The following is a 14826-nucleotide window of genomic DNA, read 5'->3' on the forward strand; positions in this document are numbered from 1 at the left end:
GAGTTGAAGCAAGGCTCGGGCGAAACAAGCCGCGAGAATGCGAAACCATGTCCCCTCACCCGTTCGATAAACACAATCTGGCGGCGCACAGAATGTCGCACCGCTTTTCGCCGACGCGCCCTGCTGGTAGATTGTAGCCATTGCTTTAGGAGTTTTTGATGCACGCGAGGGTTTTCAATCGCGTCCTGGGGCTGGTGGCGCTGGTCACGGCCGCACTCGCTGCTGCGACGCAACCTGCATCGGCCGAGAAGCGCATCGCGCTCGTCGTCGGCAACTCCGCCTACAAGAACATCACTCCGCTCGACAATCCCGCCAAAGACGCAGGCCTGATGGCGGAGACGCTGGCCGGGCTCGGCTTCACCCTCGTCGGCGGCCGCGCGCAACTCGATCTCGACAAGGGCGCGATGGACATCGCCGTGCAGAGCTTTGGGCGGCAGGTCCAGGGCGCCGACGTCGCGCTGTTCTATTATGCCGGCCACGGCGTGCAGGTCGCCGGCGCCAATTATCTCGTGCCGGTCAACGCCAATCCGACCCGCGAGGCCGACGTCGATTTCCAGATGACCGACGTCAATCTGGTGCTGCGGCAGATGCAGGGATCGGGCACGCGCCTCAACCTCGTGATCCTCGATGCCTGCCGCAACAACCCCTTTGGCGCACGCGGTCTGCGCGCATCCGACGGCGGCCTCGCCCAGATGCGCGCGCCCGAGGGCACGCTGATCTCCTACGCCACCCAGCCCGGCAACGTCGCCCAGGACGGCAGCGACGGCCACAGCCCCTACACCAAGGCACTGGCCGCGACGATCCGGGTGTCCGGCCTTGATGTGTTCCAGACCTTCAACCAGGTCGGCCTTGCGGTGAAGCACGCCACCGCCGGCGCGCAGCAGCCCTGGGTCTCGTCCTCGCCGATCGACGGCACCTTCTATTTCGTGCCGCCGACGCAAAGCGCACCGCCGCAGGTCGCCGCCATGCAGCCCGATCCGCTGCCGGATCGCCTGCGCGCCGATCCCGACCGCGTGCCGCTGCGCGATGCCGCGCTGCTGAGCGAATTGAGCGAGCGGCTCTACGAGCACAATTTTGATCCGGACACGCCTGACAGCCTCACCCGCGCGATCACGAAACTGCAGGAGCGGATCGCGATGACGCCGACGGGCGAGCCGACCGAAGGCCTGCTGACGCGCCTGCGCAAGATGGAGGATTTGAAGCCCTGGGGCTCGATCGTCTATGGGCCCGACGGCAACAAATGGGGCATGTCGTGGAACCACGCCTCGCGGCGCGCGGCTGTGGCCGATGCGCGCGGCAATTGTGCCGGTACCAAATGCCCGATCGAGCTCTCCTTCTATGGCACCCGCTGCGGCGCGTTCGCGATCTCCGACAAATCCTGGTCGCTGGTCCAGCGCGACACCGTGCAGCGCGCGAAGGACGCCGCGCTTGACGAATGCGGCAAGGCTGGCAAATCTTGCCGCATTATCGGATCTGTCTGCGCCGACGGCTCCGGCCGCTGATACCTTTTTATTTTGGATTTTTTGATCATGCCGCATGCCGTCACCCGAACGATTGCTCTCACCTCCCTGCTTCTCGCGCTTGCCTCACCATCCGCCTTCGCGCAGTCCGGCAGCGCCGGCGGGGCGATCGGCAATGAAGAGAAATCGCTGTCCGGTTCGCGTTCGGACCGCTCGGCGGAGCCTGCGCCATCGTCCACGCGCCGGAGCAAGCCGGCCGCCGAGGAACCGCGCAGCTCGTCGCGACGCGGCGGTGGCGGTGGCGGCGGCAGCTTCGACGGCGCCTGGATGGTCGTCAGCATCGGCTGCGGCGGCACCACGAGCGGTGCGGTCGTGGTCTCCTCAGGCAAGGTCATCGGCCAAGGTGTCAGCGGCACCGTCAGCCCGAGCGGCTCCGTCAGCACGTTCGGCCAGGGCGAGGGTGTGACCTTCACGGGCGCCGGTCGCCTCGGAGCCCGCAGCGGTTCCGGAACCTTCCGCCGCTCCGACGGCTGCACGGGAACCTGGAGCTCGACCAAGCAATAGCGCGGTCAAAATGCCTGATTTCGGCGGCGGAACGAACGCGCCGCGGGCCCGATTCAAGCCACATCCTCTCCGGATTTGCGGCTCATTGCCACCCAAGTCTTTGACGAGAAAGGGAAGGTAACGAGTTGCGTCGCGTAAACGGGAGACCAGGATGGGCAACCGCACCGCAAAGTTCCTTTCGACTCTAGTCGCCAGCATCATCGCCGGCGCCCCCTTGGCGGCCGTGTCGCAGAACGCGCCCAGCACTCCGAGCACGGCCAACGCAGCCGGCGACTGTCTCGCCTCGCCAAAGGGCAGCGCGCCGCAGGGACAGCATTGGCATTACCGCCTGGAACGCTCGACCAAGCGGCAGTGCTGGTATCTGCGCGCCGAAGGCGGCAAGGTCACGACGACCGCGCAGAGCACGGGCAGCGCGCCGCAGCCGGATTCACCGCCGTCACAGGCGGTCCAGGATGCGCGTGCCGAGTACGTCACGGCGCAGAACGCCGCCGGACCAAATACGCCGACTGCGATCGCGCCCGCTCCGGCCGCAGCGATGGCACAGCCGCAGCCGCAAGGCGGTACCAACGACACAAATGCGCAGCAGCCGTCCGTCGTCGCGCGCTGGCCCGACGCCGCCATGGCAACCGCCTCGCCGGCTCCGCAGCCCGCGCCCGCACCATCGGATCCACGCCCGAACGCGAAACAGGCGGCATCCCCTGCCCCGCTGGCGCTGGCCGCGGCCGATACGCCCACCGACAAGCCGACAGGCTCGCTCCCGACGCTCCTGCTCGTCATCGGCGGCGCGCTGGCGCTCGCCGGTATCCTTGCCAGCCTCATCTACCGCTTCGCCGGCGGACGCGGACGCGTCCAGGCGGGCGACCGCCGCGTCAATTGGGACGATTGGGAACCGCAGGATCAGCGCGCCAGCCGCGCACCCTGGCTCGATGCCACGCCGCGCGCGCAGCAGCCGCAACCGGTGGACTTCGATTCCGTGCGTCCCCGGGCCGCGCAGCGCGCCGCAATCGACCGCGAGATCAAGATCGACCACCAGACCAAAGCGGTCGAAGCGCACGCAGCGTCTGCCCATGCCGCGAAAGCGGAGCCCGACGCGGCCGGGATCGAGACATTCGACGGAGAATTCGAGATTGAGACCTCACCATCACCTCAACTCGCGACCAACCACGCCCACGACGAAGAGCCGGCCGATCGTGATGAGAATGCGCACAACGAGGCTGCCGTCGACGTCGACATCATCACGGCGATGCTGGAACGGCTGTTGAACGAAGGGCCGCGGCTGTCGCCGCCTAGCCCTGAAGCTGGCTTTGCAGATTTCGCACAAAGCCGACGAGGCCCGTCCGCCGCTCGCGCTTGAGCCGCTCGGCCTTCAGGATCGACTGCACCTCGGCGAAGGCCTCGTCGACGTCGTGGTTGATCACGATGTAGTCGTACTCGGCCCAGTGGCTCATCTCGTGGCTGGCGCGGCTCATGCGGTTGCGGATCACCTCGTCGGAATCCTGCGCACGCGAATGCAGGCGCTTCTCGAGATCGGCCGCCGACGGCGGCAGGATGAACACGCTCACGACGTCCGCGCGCGCCTTCTCGCGCAGCTGCTGCGTGCCCTGCCAGTCGATGTCGAACAGCACGTCCTGCCCGGCCGATAGCGCGGCCTCGACGGGACCACGCGGCGTGCCGTAGCGGTTATCGAACACGGTCGCCCATTCCAGCAGCTCGTCGCCCGTCACCATCTGCTCGAACCGAGTCTTGTCGACGAACAGGTAATCCTTGCCATCGACCTCGCCGGGCCGCATCGCGCGCGTGGTTGCCGAGACCGACATTTTCAGCCCCGGCATCCGTTCGATGAGGAGACGCGACAGCGTCGTCTTGCCCGCGCCCGACGGCGAGGACAGCACGAACATCAATCCGCGCCGCTCGACACCGTCAGTTTCGTGACCGCCCGTCGTCATCGATCACTCCAGATTCTGGACCTGCTCGCGGAACTGCTCGACCACGTTCTTCATGGCGAGCCCGGTATTGGTCAGCTCTATGTCGTTCGACTTCGAGCAGCAGGTGTTGACCTCGCGGTGAAACTCCTGCGCCAGGAAATCGAGCTTGCGCCCGACCGGGCCGCCCTTGCCGATCAGCTCGCGCGCCTGGGCGACGTGGGAGGCGATGCGGTCGAGCTCCTCGCGGATGTCCGCCCTGGTCGCGATCATGATCGCTTCCTGCATCAGGCGATCGGAATCGAAACGGTCGGAGGTGTCGAGCAGCGTGGCGATCTGCTCGGCGAGCCTGGCCTTGATCGCCTCCGGCTTGCGGCCGGGCGCGGCCTCGGCCTGCTTCGCCAGCACCTCGACCTCGTCCACCCGCTGGATCAGGATCTGCCCGAGCGAAGTCCCCTCGCGCTTGCGCATCTCGACGAGTTCGGCGAGCGCCTTGTCGAAGGCTTCGGCCACGGCACTACGCGCCGCCTTGTCCTCCTCCTCGTCGCCCTCGGGCTCGGCGACCTCAATGACACCCTTGATGGCCAAAAGTCCGTCGACGCTCGGCGCCACCGCGTCAACCTTGCCGGCGATCACCGAGGCGGCCTTCAGGACGGCGTTGAGCACGTCCTCGTTGACGCGGACGGAGGCGGCAGCATTGGTGCGCTTGACGGTGAGATTGGCATAGACGGTGCCGCGCGACAAAACCTCGCCGGCGCGCTTCTTGGCGTGGGCCTCGAGCTCGTCGAACCCCTGCGGCAGCCGCACCCTGAGGTCAAAGCCCTTGGCATTGACCGACTTCAATTCCCATTCGAACGTGTACGGCCCGCTAGCGCCGTGGCTTCGGGCAAAGCCGGTCATGGACGACAGCGCCATCGGGTCAGTTTCTCCGGACAGATGAGATTCGCGAGGCCATCAAGGCACGCGAATCTTAAGACTTTTTTGCAGGAAAGTGGAATCCGCAGAGACCGCAGGTCAGGGCGGCCCCTAGCGCTGGATCACCGGCGGCGCCGGCTGCGCGGCCCCCTGCCGCGCCGGAGCAGGATTGGCGGGCCGTGCCGGCGGCTTCTTCTGCTGGTTGGGCCGCGCCGGCGTGGTCGCGGTCGGCGTGTCGGCGGCGGCGGGCGCGGCAGCGGCCGGCGCCTGCGCGTCGTCGGCCGGCTCGACCGTATCGTTCTGGATCTGCTTCTCCATCGCGCGGAGCTTGGCGACGTTCTTCTGGTGTGCGTCGTAGGTTTCGGTGAAGGCGTGACCGCCGGTGCCGTCAGCGACGAAGAACAGGTCGCGGGTGCGGGCCGGATTGGCGGCAGCTTCCAGCGAGGCGCGGCCGGGGTTGGCGATCGGGCCCGGCGGCAGGCCCTCGATCACATAGGTGTTGTAGGGCGACGGCTGCGTGATCTCGCTGCGCCTGATCGGGCGGCCCAGCGTGCCCTTGCCGCCGACGAGACCGTAGATGATGGTCGGGTCGGACTGCAGCTTGATCCTCTGCTTCAACCGGTTGGTGAACACGGCGGCGACGCGGCTGCGCTCATCGGGCTTGCCGGTCTCCTTCTCGACGATCGAGGCCAGCGTCACCAGCTGCTCCGGACTCTTGACCGGAATGTCCTGGTTACGGCGTTCCCAGATCTCGGCGAGCACACGCTTGTGCGCCTGCTGCATGCGCTGGATCACCTGCTCGCGCGTGGTGCCGCGCGGGAACTTGTAGGTCTCCGGCAACAGCGTGCCTTCGCGCGGCAGCTCGCGCACGCTGCCGGTGAAGATGTCGTTGTCCGAGAGTCGCGCCACGATCTGCTCGGAGGTCAGCCCTTCCGGAATCGTCACGGCGTGCTGCACCACCTTGCCCTCGACGATGGTGGCGATGACGTCGCGCAAGGAGGCGTTCTTCTGAAACGAATACTCGCCGGGCTTCAGATCCGAGCTCGCCTTCAGCGCGGCCACGCTGGCGATGAACACCCATGGATTGACGTCGGTCACGCCTTCCCGGTTCAAGGTCTCGGCGATGTCGCGCTTGCCCGCGCGCTGGGGAATGTTGACGATCTTGTCCTCGGCAAGCGGTCCCGGAGCCTCGAGCACCTGACGGCCGTAATAATAGACGGCGCCGGCGCCGAGCATCGCGATCAGAAGGAGGGTAATGATGGCGTTGCCGACGATCACGAAGGGGTTGCGCGCCCGGTCCGATCGCTTCGGCGGCGGTGGCACCTGCTCGGGCTCGAGCGCTGCCCGCGGACTCCGGGGCGAAATGGGCGGCCTTTCACTCATCGAAGCAACCTGAATCCTGCCGGTTCAATTGCGGCCTGACAATCGCTTGTCCTGCCAAATGCACGCGCGCCCACGTGTATGACTATCGCCGAATGCGGCAAAACGGTGGATTCGTCGCAATCATAAACTAATGCACCAGACGCCGGACGATCACCGACGCATTGGTACCGCCAAAACCGAAAGAATTCGACAACGCAACGTTGACCTCGCGCTGCTTCGCCTTGTGCGGCACGAGATCGATCGCGGTCTCGACCGACGGATGGTCCAGATTGATGGTCGGCGGCACGATGTTATCGCGAATCGCGAGGATGGCGAAGATCGCCTCGATCGCGCCGGCCGCGCCGAGGAGATGGCCGGTCGAGGATTTGGTCGAGGACATCGCGACCTTGGAGGCCGCATTGCCGAGCAGCCGTTCGACCGCACCGAGCTCGATCTCATCACCGAGCGGCGTCGAGGTGCCGTGCGCGTTGATGTAGTCGAGATCGGACGGCGAGAGGCCGGCGCGCTTGAGCGCGGCCGACATGCTGCGGAAGCCGCCGTCGCCATCGGGTGACGGCGAGGTGATGTGATAGGCATCGCCGGAAAGTCCGTAGCCGATCACCTCGGCGTAGATCTTCGCGCCGCGGCGCTTGGCGTGATCGAGTTCTTCCAGCACCAGGGCACCGGCGCCCTCGCCCATCACGAAGCCGTCGCGGTCCTTGTCGTAGGGGCGCGAGGCCTTCTCGGGGGTCTCGTTGAAGCCGGTCGAGAGCGCGCGCGCGGCGTTGAAGCCGGCAATGCCGATGCGGCTGATCGGCGATTCCGCACCACCGGCAACCATGACGTCGGCGTCGCCGAGTGCAATCAGGCGGGCGGCGTCGCCGACCGCGTGGGCACCGGTCGAGCAGGCCGTGACCACCGAATGGTTCGGCCCCTTCAGCCCGTGCTTGATCGAGACATAGCCGGAGGCGAGGTTGATCAGGCGGCCCGGAATGAAGAAGGGCGACACCCGGCGCGGCCCCCGCTCCTTCAGCAGGATCGCGGTCTCGGCGATGCCGCTGAGGCCGCCGATGCCGGACCCGATCATGGTGCCGGTCGCGCACTTGTCCTCTTCGGTCTCGGGATGCCAGTTGGCATCGTCGAGCGCCTGGCCCGCTGCCGCCATGCCGAAGATGATGAAGTCGTCGACCTTGCGCTGGTCCTTCGGCTCCATCCAGATATCGGGATTGAAGGTGTCGTTCGAACCGTCACCGCGCACCACGGTGCAGGCGATCTTGGTCTGGAGATCGGAGATGTCGAAGCTCTCGATCTTGCGCGCACCGCTTTCGCCGTTGAGGATGCGCTTCCAGGTCGGCTCGACGCCACAGCCGAGTGGCGACACCATGCCGAGGCCCGTGACGACAACCCGCCTCATATCCGAAAACTCCGCTTCGATAGAATCACGGCCGATAACAAGAAACCGGCTGACCGCCGGTAGGCGGCCCGTCCGGTTTCAATGTTGTCCCCGCGAAATGAAGAGCTTAGCTCTTCGCGTTCTTCTCGAGAAACTTCGTGGCATCGCCGACGGTGAGAATCGTTTCCGCGGCGTCGTCCGGAATCTCGCAACCGAATTCTTCTTCGAACGCCATCACCAGCTCGACGGTGTCCAGACTGTCGGCGCCGAGGTCGTCGATGAAGCTCGCAGCGTCGACAACCTTCTCGGGCTCAACACCAAGGTGTTCGACCACGATCTTCTTAACCCGTTCGCCAATGTCACTCATTGCTTAACCTCGTGTTGTTCCCTGTAGACCCGACCCCCCGGGACGATACGAGCCGTCGTGGTCGTTTGACTGCCTTCGCTTACGAACTTTGATTTGGCCCATCCTAACCGATGCTGGGCCCGGCGAACGACGGCCAAGGCTCCGCATCGCCAATATACAGGGTTTCAAAAACCTGCAATGGCGTTCTTTGCCCATCCGTTGAAGGTCCGGTTATCATACTTCAACTGCCTTGACTACAAGCCTAATTTCCCTTCGGAAACGGCCGTTTGCCGCATCCCGCACCGCCCCCTGCGGGGCGCGGGACGAGCCATTCAGATCATGGCCATGCCGCCGTTGACGTGGATTGTCTGGCCGGTGACGTAGGCTGCTTCGTTCGAACTCAGGTAAACGGCGGCCGCCGCGATGTCCTCGGGAGTCCCCAGGCGGGCGGCCGGAACCTTGGTCAGAATCGTTTCGCGCTGCTTGTCGTTGAGCGCATCCGTCATCGGCGTCTTGATGAAGCCGGGCGCGATACAGTTCGCGGTGACGCCGCGCTTGGCGTATTCGGCGCCGAGCGTCTTGATCATGCCGATCAGGCCGGCCTTCGACGCCGTGTAGTTGCCCTGCCCGGGATTGCCGGTGACGCCGACCACCGAGGTGATGGCAATGATGCGGCCGAAGCGCTTGCGCATCATCAATTTGGTGGCGGCGCGCGCCAGGCGGAAAGTCGAGGTCAGGTTGACGTTGATGACCTCGTCCCAATCCTCGTCGCGGAGCTGGACGAACAGGTTGTCGCGCGTGATGCCGGCATTGGCGACGAGGATGTCGACCTGGCCCATCGCCGCTTCCGCGGCCGGCACCAGCGCCTCGACCTCGTCGGCCTTGGAGAGATTGCAGGGCAGCACAAGGGCACGCTCGCCGAGCTTGCCCGCAAGCTCATCCAGCACTTCTTTCCGCGTCCCCGAAATCGCAACCGTGGCGCCCTGCGCATGCAGCGCCTGCGCAATCGCGCCGCCGATGCCGCCGGTCGCGCCAGTGACGAGCGCCTTCCTGCCAGTCAGATCAAACATCGATAACTCCTTCCAAGCACGATCCGGAAAAGTGTGCAGCGGTCTTCCGGAAAGATCGTGCGTAAATCTTTAGGCCTGCTTCGCAGCGGCCAATGCATCCTTGGCAGCGGCAATGTCGTTCGGTCCGCCGACAGCCACGCCGACGGCACCGTCAGCGATGCGCTTGACGAGCCCCGTCAGCACCTTGCCCGCGCCGATCTCGAAGAAACGGGTGACGCCCTGCCCCGCCATATAGGCAACCGACTCGCGCCAGCGCACGGTGCCGGTGACCTGCTCGACCAGGCGGCGACGGATCTCATCGGGATCGGTAATGGCGCTCGCCAGCACGTTCGACACCAGCGGCGCCGCCGGCGCCTTGATCGTGACCTTGGACAGCGCCTCCGCCATGGCGTCCGCAGCGGGCTGCATCAGCTTGCAATGGAACGGCGCCGACACCGGCAGCAGCATCGCGCGCTTGGCGCCCTTGCCCTTGGCGATCTCGACGGCGCGATCGACCGCCGCCTTGTCGCCGGAGACCACCACCTGCCCGCCGCCATTGTCATTGGCGGCCTGGCAGACCTGGCCCTGCGCCGCCTCCTTGGCGACCTCCATGGCGGCCTCGTAGTCGAGGCCAAGCAGAGCCGCCATTGCCCCGACGCCGACGGGCACGGCTTTTTGCATTGCGAGACCGCGGGTGCGAAGCAGCCGCGCGGTGTCGGAAATCGTCAGGCTGCCCGCCGCGGCCAGCGCCGAATACTCGCCGAGCGAGTGGCCGGCGACGAAGGCAGCGTCCCGCCCCACGGAAAAACCGGCTTCGGCCTCGAGCACGCGCAGGGTGGCGACAGAAACCGCCATCAGCGCCGGCTGGGCGTTCTCGGTGAGCTGGAGGGTTTCGGCCGGACCATCCCAGATCGTCGCTGTCAGCTTCTCGCCAAGCGCGGAATCGACCTCGTCGAACACGGCGCGCGCCGCTGGGAAGGCCTCGGCCAGGGCCTTGCCCATGCCGACGGCCTGGGACCCCTGCCCCGGAAACGTGAATGCTGCCGTCATCGGCGCTCCCTGCTTGTCGAGCATGATCCCTGCGAGAACCGGCAGCCGATTACGCACGGCCTTAGGCCATGGTTCCAGATCATGCGTCAAAGGGGGCCGTAGACACCGTCCGGGGCCGCAATGTCAAGCCAAGATAGAACCTTGGCCTGCATTCGACGGGGGATGCGACCTTTCAAAACCCGCCGGCCTTCTGATCCGCACCGACCTCGGCACCGGCCCGCGCCCGGCGCGCGCTGCTCACCAATTGCCCCGGCCGATCCTCGCGGTTCGGCCTTGCGGTGGCGAGCCGCAGCACCGCGGCGTAACTCGGCTGTACCTCCATGCGGCCGGCGTGCGGACTGCCACTCAGCAGACGATGAACCTTCGGCAAATTGTAGCAGGGCACGTAGAACAGCAGATGATGCTCGAGGTGATAGTTCACGTAATACGGCGCGATGAACAGGCGCTCGAGAAAATTGGCATGCGTCGTGCGGGTATTGCGCAGGGGATCGTGGCTATCGGGGACGACGGCGTGTTCGGCGATGTTGCGGATGCGGGTTATGACCATCATCCAGGTCAGCAACGGCACCAGCCATAGCAGCGGATAGGCCCACCACACACCGGCCGCCGCGAGCGCTGCCAACATGATGGCGTTGAAGACGCATTGCGGACCGAGCTTCTCCCAGAAATGCGCGGCACGCTGCCGCCACGGCCAGTCCTTCGGACCGAAAGCATTGAGCAGTTGCGCCTTGCGCTGCTGGTAGCCGGTCTGCCCGGTGATGTCGCGAATGAACTTGCGGCGGTAGCTCAGCTTGGTGATCGGAAACGGCGCCGACAGCACGAGGTCGGGATCATCCTCCTGCTGGGTGCGCGCATGATGCTGCAAGTGATAGCGGCGATAGGCGCGTGTCTCCGCGAAGATCGGATAGGCGCAGAACCACTGGCTCAGCATCAGGTTGGTCTTCTCGTCGGCCGACAGGCACCCATGCGCGCCATCATGCATGAGGATCGCAAGCCCGAGCTGGCGCGAGCCGACGATGCCGACCGCGAGCAGATAAGTCAGCGGATTGGGCCACCACGCGACCAGCGCGATCGCGCCGATGATCAGCGCCCAGGCATGCGCGATCAACGCGGCGCCTTTCCAGGTGACGCGCCGGCGCACGTCGACGAGCTGGTCCTCGGTCAGGAAATCGCGGGCACGCATGCGAAGTGCGGTCATGGCCTAACTCTCCCGATCCGAAGTGGTTGATGGGTCGCGGTCGTCGACGAGGCGCAGGCGCGCGGCGTCGCCCGCGGATTTCGCCTGCTCGCCGAGCACGCGGAGCATCTCGGCGCGGAGCTCGTCAGGCGAACGGCCCATGGCATAGCCTTCGAGGATGACGCCGATTGCGACGGCCCAGAACCTGCGTGAACTCTCGTCGGGTGCGCGCAGGGAGCGCCAGCCGTGGCGCGCGACCTGGCTCGCATAGGCGCGTGCTCCCTCTGCGTGCAGGCGTTCGATGGTGCGCTCGACCAGCGGCGCCAGATCCTGGCGCCGCCGCGTCAGCGTCAACGCCTCGGCGAAGAAGGCGACCGAATCGCTCGCCGTCACCGTCTCGGCAAGAGCGTGCGTGTACTCCTGCGGCGAACGCGCCTGCAGCGCCGCCTGCTCGGTCGCGCGCGCCAGGTACAAGAGATCGCGGCAGGCGCATTCGACGAACAGCGCCTCCTTGGTGCGGAAATAATAGGTGATCTGGCTCGGGAACGCGTTGGCGGCGGTCGCGATGTCGGCGATCGAGGCGCCCGACACACCCCGTTCCTTGAACAGAGGGCTGGCGGCGTCCAGCAGCAGCGAACGCATCTTGCGGCCGGCCGAGCGCGTCGCGCGCGCCGCATGCTTGGGGTCCCCTGCCGTCGCCTCAAAAGGCGCCTGAACCGACCTTTTCGCCATCGGGATCCTCCGTCGACTTATTTGTATGATATACAAACAAATAAATCAAGCCGCTTCAGCCTCTGGGGACGCCCGCTCCGGGACCATCCGGGCCGAAACTTGGCCCTGCAACCTTGCCAAGCCGGCCAAAATCCGTATAAGCGCGCCATCCGCAGACCCCGGCCGGGAGCTGAACGGACGGTCTCAGCAAGTCATTCGTGATTTTGATGTGGCAGGGCCAGTCGGCCCGTCGTCCCGTGTTTCCGCCTTCTGAGCTTCATCCCAGAGTCCTTTCCGAAGGTCTCTCAAGGGCTTGACGCCGGGCGATGCGCCAACATGAGGAAAGGACGTCCATGCCTCTTTATGAGCATGTCTTTCTCGCGCGTCAGGACGCGAGCACGCAGCAGGTCGAAGAGCTGACCGCACAGATGACCGGCATTGTCGAAGGTCTCGGCGGCAAGATCACCAAGACCGAGAATTGGGGCGTACGCTCCCTCACCTATCGCATGAACAAGAACCGCAAGGCGCATTTCGTGCTGCTCAACATCGACGCGCCGTCCGCGGCGATCGCCGAGATCGAGCGCCAGGAGCGCATCAGCGAGGACGTGATCCGCTATCTCAGCGTCCGCGTCGAAGAGCTCGAGGAAGGCCCGTCGGCGATGATGCGCAAGGCCGATCGCGACCGTGACGACCGTGGCGGCGGCTTCCGCGGCGAGCGTGAAGGCGGCTTCCGTGGTGACCGCGAAGGCGGCTTCCGCGGCGACCGCGGCCCGCGCCGTCCGCGCGACGAAGCTGAAACCACGACGGATGCGGAGTAAGATCAATGGCTGAAGCTGGTGCACGCCGTCCGTTTTTCCGTCGCCGCAAGAGCTGCCCTTTCACGGGGCCGAATGCGCCGAAGATCGACTACAAGGACTCCAAGCTCTTGATGCGCTACGTCTCCGAGCGCGGCAAGATCGTGCCGAGCCGCATCACCGCGGTGTCGGCAAAGAAGCAGCGTGAGCTCGCCCGCGCCATCAAGCGCGCGCGGTTCCTGGGTCTCTTGCCCTACGTCATTCGCTAACACGACCAATACGATCGGCGGCGAAGCGCCGCCGATCGGCACTTTCTGAATTCATAAGGCTTCCGGGTCGTCCGGTCGCCGATGGTTGGGGTGAAATACCTCTAACCGCTCGAAGGGAGCGGGACAGCTGATGATGGCCTTTGGACTGATAGCCCTGATCGCCGGCACTGCGTCGGCCCTGATGTTCGCCTCGATCGTTTCGGGCGCGCTGATCTCGCTCGTCCTGTTCTATCTCGCACCGCTGCCGCTGATGGTGGCCTCGATCGGCTGGGGACCGCTTTGCGCGAGCCTCGGCGGCATTGCCGCCGCGGTCGGCCTCGGCGCCCTGTTTGGCCTGCCCTACTGCCTTGCCTTCGCCGTCACCGTCGCGCTGCCGGCCTGGTGGCTCGGCCATCTCGTCCTGCTCGGCCGCCAGGTGCCCAGCGCCACGGCTGGCGTCGCCACCGAGCCGCCGGCCGAGCCCGAGGTCGAGTGGTATCCGGTCGGACGCATCCTGCTGTGGATCGCGGGCTTCGCCACGCTGACGACGATCGCCGCGCTGCTCACGCTCGGCACTGACGCCGACAGCATCACCGCCACGCTGCGGCGCGGCCTGATGCGCATCCTCCGCGCCACCGATCCGCAGGCCGCAGGCGAGGCCGACCAGTTCGTCGACGCGCTGGTACGCGTCGCGCCGGCCGCCGCCACCATCGTCGCGATGATGACCCTCACCCTCAATCTCTGGCTCTCGGCCAAGGTGACGGCAACGTCGGGCCGACTGCGCCGTCCCTGGCCGGACATGATGACGGCCGAACTGCCGCCGATGACGCTCGCCGCGCTCTGCGTCACGCTCGCCTTCTGCTTCACCGGCGGGCTGCTTGCCATCGTCGCGCAGATCACGACGGCGGCGCTGATGATGGCCTACGCGCTGACCGGATTTGCCGTGCTGCATACGCTGACGCTCGCGCTGAAGAGCCGCACCTTCTGGCTCGGCTCGACCTACGCCGTCGTCGTCGTGTTCGGCTGGCCGGTCATCGCCGTGGTCATTCTGGGCTTGGCGGATGCCGTGTTTGGCTTCCGCCAGCGTTTTCTTCGCAACCGGCAGCCACCGCCGCTGCCGACCTCTTAAGTCAAACCCCGAAAACTGAAACTCACAGCACTTCAAAGGAGAACGAATATGGAAGTCATTTTGCTGGAACGCGTCAACAAGCTCGGTCAGATGGGCGAAGTCGTGAAGGTTCGCGACGGCTATGCCCGCAATTTCCTGCTCAAGCGCGGCAAGGCGCTGCGCGCCACCGCCGACAACCGCGCCAAGTACGACGGCATGAAGGCCGAGCTGGAGGCCCGCAACCTCCAGACCAAGGGCGAGGCGACCAAGGTCGCCGAGAAGGTCCAGGGCAAGAACATCATCGTGATCCGTCAGGCCTCGGAAGCCGGCCAGCTGTTCGGCTCGGTCACCGTGCGTGACGTCGTCACCGCCTTCGAGGCCGACGGCGTGGCCCTTGAACGCCCGCAGGTGCAGCTCGACGCGCCGATCAAGACCATCGGCAAGCACACCATCACCGTCGCCATTCACCCCGAAGTCGAGGTCGAGGTCACCGTGACGGTTGCGCGCAGCCAGGACGAGGCCGAGCGCATCAACCGCGGCGAGGACATCTCGACCCGCAACGAGGACCGCGACGCGGCCGCCGAAGCGATCGCCGCCGCCGGCGAGTTCTTCGATCCGGAAGCCCAGCACGACGACGAGCCGGCGCCGGCTGCGGAAGAGACCGAGAAGTAAGCAACAACTCGTCATACGCGGGCTTGACCCGCGCATCCATCAAAAGAGTTTCGCT

Annotated in this window: 16 protein-coding genes; 7 read left to right on the forward strand and 9 right to left on the reverse strand. The window is 65.9% G+C overall.

The window, feature by feature from the left end; all coding sequences use genetic code 11:
• Window positions 1-158 precede the first annotated feature (158 nt).
• The 3 genes from ACXJMY_RS29610 (at window position 159) to ACXJMY_RS29620 (ending at window position 3378) form a co-directional block, all read left to right on the forward strand.
• Entirely contained in the window at window positions 159-1502 is a 1344-nt protein-coding gene (locus ACXJMY_RS29610) for a caspase family protein (protein WP_456622887.1), read from the forward strand.
• A 27-nt stretch (window positions 1503-1529) separates the two neighbouring features.
• Window positions 1530-2024: a hypothetical protein gene (locus ACXJMY_RS29615; RefSeq protein WP_456622888.1), complete on the forward strand. Its 495-nt coding sequence runs from the start codon at window positions 1530-1532 to the stop codon at window positions 2022-2024.
• Window positions 2025-2175: 151 nt separating this feature from the next.
• A complete protein-coding gene (locus ACXJMY_RS29620) occupies window positions 2176-3378 on the forward strand; it encodes a hypothetical protein (RefSeq protein WP_456622889.1) in 1203 nt (400 codons plus the stop codon).
• Here the strand turns inward: ACXJMY_RS29620 and gmk are convergent.
• The 9 genes from gmk to ACXJMY_RS29665 form a co-directional block, all read right to left on the reverse strand.
• Complete coding sequence (gene gmk, locus ACXJMY_RS29625) at window positions 3311-3970, reverse strand: guanylate kinase (protein WP_456622890.1); 660 nt, start codon at window positions 3968-3970, stop codon at window positions 3311-3313. The two genes, ACXJMY_RS29620 and gmk, sit on opposite strands and share 68 nt — an antisense overlap.
• A 3-nt stretch (window positions 3971-3973) precedes the next feature.
• Window positions 3974-4861 carry a YicC/YloC family endoribonuclease gene (locus tag ACXJMY_RS29630; RefSeq protein ID WP_456622891.1) on the reverse strand — a complete coding sequence of 296 codons (888 nt, stop codon included), beginning with the start codon at window positions 4859-4861 and terminating at the stop codon, window positions 3974-3976.
• 111 nt (window positions 4862-4972) lie between these two features.
• Window positions 4973-6244, reverse strand: coding sequence for an endolytic transglycosylase MltG (gene mltG, locus ACXJMY_RS29635; protein WP_456622892.1), 1272 nt, complete (start codon window positions 6242-6244; stop codon window positions 4973-4975).
• Window positions 6245-6371: 127 nt separating this feature from the next.
• Window positions 6372-7637, reverse strand: a complete 1266-nt coding sequence (fabF, locus tag ACXJMY_RS29640) for a beta-ketoacyl-ACP synthase II (RefSeq protein WP_456622893.1) — start codon at window positions 7635-7637, stop codon at window positions 6372-6374.
• Between the two features lie 106 nt (window positions 7638-7743).
• Window positions 7744-7983 (reverse strand): acyl carrier protein, encoded by a 240-nt coding sequence (locus ACXJMY_RS29645; protein ID WP_008130699.1) that lies wholly within the window; start codon window positions 7981-7983, stop codon window positions 7744-7746.
• Between the two features lie 311 nt (window positions 7984-8294).
• The gene (gene fabG, locus ACXJMY_RS29650) at window positions 8295-9032 is read right to left on the reverse strand and encodes a 3-oxoacyl-[acyl-carrier-protein] reductase (RefSeq protein ID WP_456622894.1); all 738 of its coding nucleotides are present in this window, start codon (window positions 9030-9032) and stop codon (window positions 8295-8297) included.
• A gap of 69 nt (window positions 9033-9101) precedes the next feature.
• A complete protein-coding gene (gene fabD, locus ACXJMY_RS29655; RefSeq protein WP_456622895.1) occupies window positions 9102-10061 on the reverse strand; it encodes an ACP S-malonyltransferase in 960 nt (319 codons plus the stop codon).
• A gap of 172 nt (window positions 10062-10233) precedes the next feature.
• Window positions 10234-11259: a fatty acid desaturase family protein gene (locus ACXJMY_RS29660; protein ID WP_456622896.1), complete on the reverse strand. Its 1026-nt coding sequence runs from the start codon at window positions 11257-11259 to the stop codon at window positions 10234-10236.
• A 3-nt stretch (window positions 11260-11262) separates the two neighbouring features.
• On the reverse strand, window positions 11263-11970 hold the full coding sequence (locus ACXJMY_RS29665) for a TetR/AcrR family transcriptional regulator C-terminal domain-containing protein (protein ID WP_456622897.1): 708 nt from the start codon (window positions 11968-11970) through the stop codon (window positions 11263-11265).
• Between the two features lie 332 nt (window positions 11971-12302).
• Between ACXJMY_RS29665 and rpsF the strand changes: the two genes are divergently transcribed.
• The 4 genes from rpsF to rplI all read left to right on the forward strand — a co-directional run bounded on the left by rpsF (window position 12303) and on the right by rplI (window position 14771).
• Complete coding sequence (rpsF, locus tag ACXJMY_RS29670) at window positions 12303-12767, forward strand: 30S ribosomal protein S6 (RefSeq protein ID WP_456622898.1); 465 nt, start codon at window positions 12303-12305, stop codon at window positions 12765-12767.
• A 5-nt stretch (window positions 12768-12772) separates the two neighbouring features.
• Window positions 12773-13012 carry a 30S ribosomal protein S18 gene (gene rpsR / locus ACXJMY_RS29675; protein ID WP_027583809.1) on the forward strand — a complete coding sequence of 80 codons (240 nt, stop codon included), beginning with the start codon at window positions 12773-12775 and terminating at the stop codon, window positions 13010-13012.
• Between the two features lie 130 nt (window positions 13013-13142).
• Window positions 13143-14120, forward strand: a complete 978-nt coding sequence (locus ACXJMY_RS29680) for a hypothetical protein (RefSeq protein WP_456622899.1) — start codon at window positions 13143-13145, stop codon at window positions 14118-14120.
• 48 nt (window positions 14121-14168) lie between these two features.
• Complete coding sequence (rplI, locus tag ACXJMY_RS29685) at window positions 14169-14771, forward strand: 50S ribosomal protein L9 (RefSeq protein ID WP_456622900.1); 603 nt, start codon at window positions 14169-14171, stop codon at window positions 14769-14771.
• Window positions 14772-14826 lie beyond the last annotated feature (55 nt).

Source organism: Bradyrhizobium sp. P5_C12, assembly GCF_054049735.1.

Excerpts from the sequence above, each read along its gene's own strand:
- ACXJMY_RS29660 (WP_456622896.1), bottom strand. The coding sequence starts at position 11,259 with ATGACCGCACTTCGCATGCGTGCCCGCGATTTCCTGACCGAGGACCAG.
- fabD (WP_456622895.1), bottom strand. The coding sequence starts at position 10,061 with ATGACGGCAGCATTCACGTTTCCGGGGCAGGGGTCCCAGGCCGTCGGC.
- fabF (WP_456622893.1), bottom strand. The coding sequence starts at position 7,637 with ATGAGGCGGGTTGTCGTCACGGGCCTCGGCATGGTGTCGCCACTCGGC.
- rpsF (WP_456622898.1), top strand. The coding sequence starts at position 12,303 with ATGCCTCTTTATGAGCATGTCTTTCTCGCGCGTCAGGACGCGAGCACG.
- rplI (WP_456622900.1), top strand. The coding sequence starts at position 14,169 with ATGGAAGTCATTTTGCTGGAACGCGTCAACAAGCTCGGTCAGATGGGC.
- ACXJMY_RS29620 (WP_456622889.1), top strand. The coding sequence starts at position 2,176 with ATGGGCAACCGCACCGCAAAGTTCCTTTCGACTCTAGTCGCCAGCATC.
- mltG (WP_456622892.1), bottom strand. The coding sequence starts at position 6,244 with ATGAGTGAAAGGCCGCCCATTTCGCCCCGGAGTCCGCGGGCAGCGCTC.
- ACXJMY_RS29610 (WP_456622887.1), top strand. The coding sequence starts at position 159 with ATGCACGCGAGGGTTTTCAATCGCGTCCTGGGGCTGGTGGCGCTGGTC.
- gmk (WP_456622890.1), bottom strand. The coding sequence starts at position 3,970 with ATGACGACGGGCGGTCACGAAACTGACGGTGTCGAGCGGCGCGGATTG.
- rpsR (WP_027583809.1), top strand. The coding sequence starts at position 12,773 with ATGGCTGAAGCTGGTGCACGCCGTCCGTTTTTCCGTCGCCGCAAGAGC.
- ACXJMY_RS29680 (WP_456622899.1), top strand. The coding sequence starts at position 13,143 with ATGATGGCCTTTGGACTGATAGCCCTGATCGCCGGCACTGCGTCGGCC.
- ACXJMY_RS29645 (WP_008130699.1), bottom strand. The coding sequence starts at position 7,983 with ATGAGTGACATTGGCGAACGGGTTAAGAAGATCGTGGTCGAACACCTT.
- ACXJMY_RS29630 (WP_456622891.1), bottom strand. The coding sequence starts at position 4,861 with ATGGCGCTGTCGTCCATGACCGGCTTTGCCCGAAGCCACGGCGCTAGC.
- ACXJMY_RS29615 (WP_456622888.1), top strand. The coding sequence starts at position 1,530 with ATGCCGCATGCCGTCACCCGAACGATTGCTCTCACCTCCCTGCTTCTC.
- fabG (WP_456622894.1), bottom strand. The coding sequence starts at position 9,032 with ATGTTTGATCTGACTGGCAGGAAGGCGCTCGTCACTGGCGCGACCGGC.
- ACXJMY_RS29665 (WP_456622897.1), bottom strand. The coding sequence starts at position 11,970 with ATGGCGAAAAGGTCGGTTCAGGCGCCTTTTGAGGCGACGGCAGGGGAC.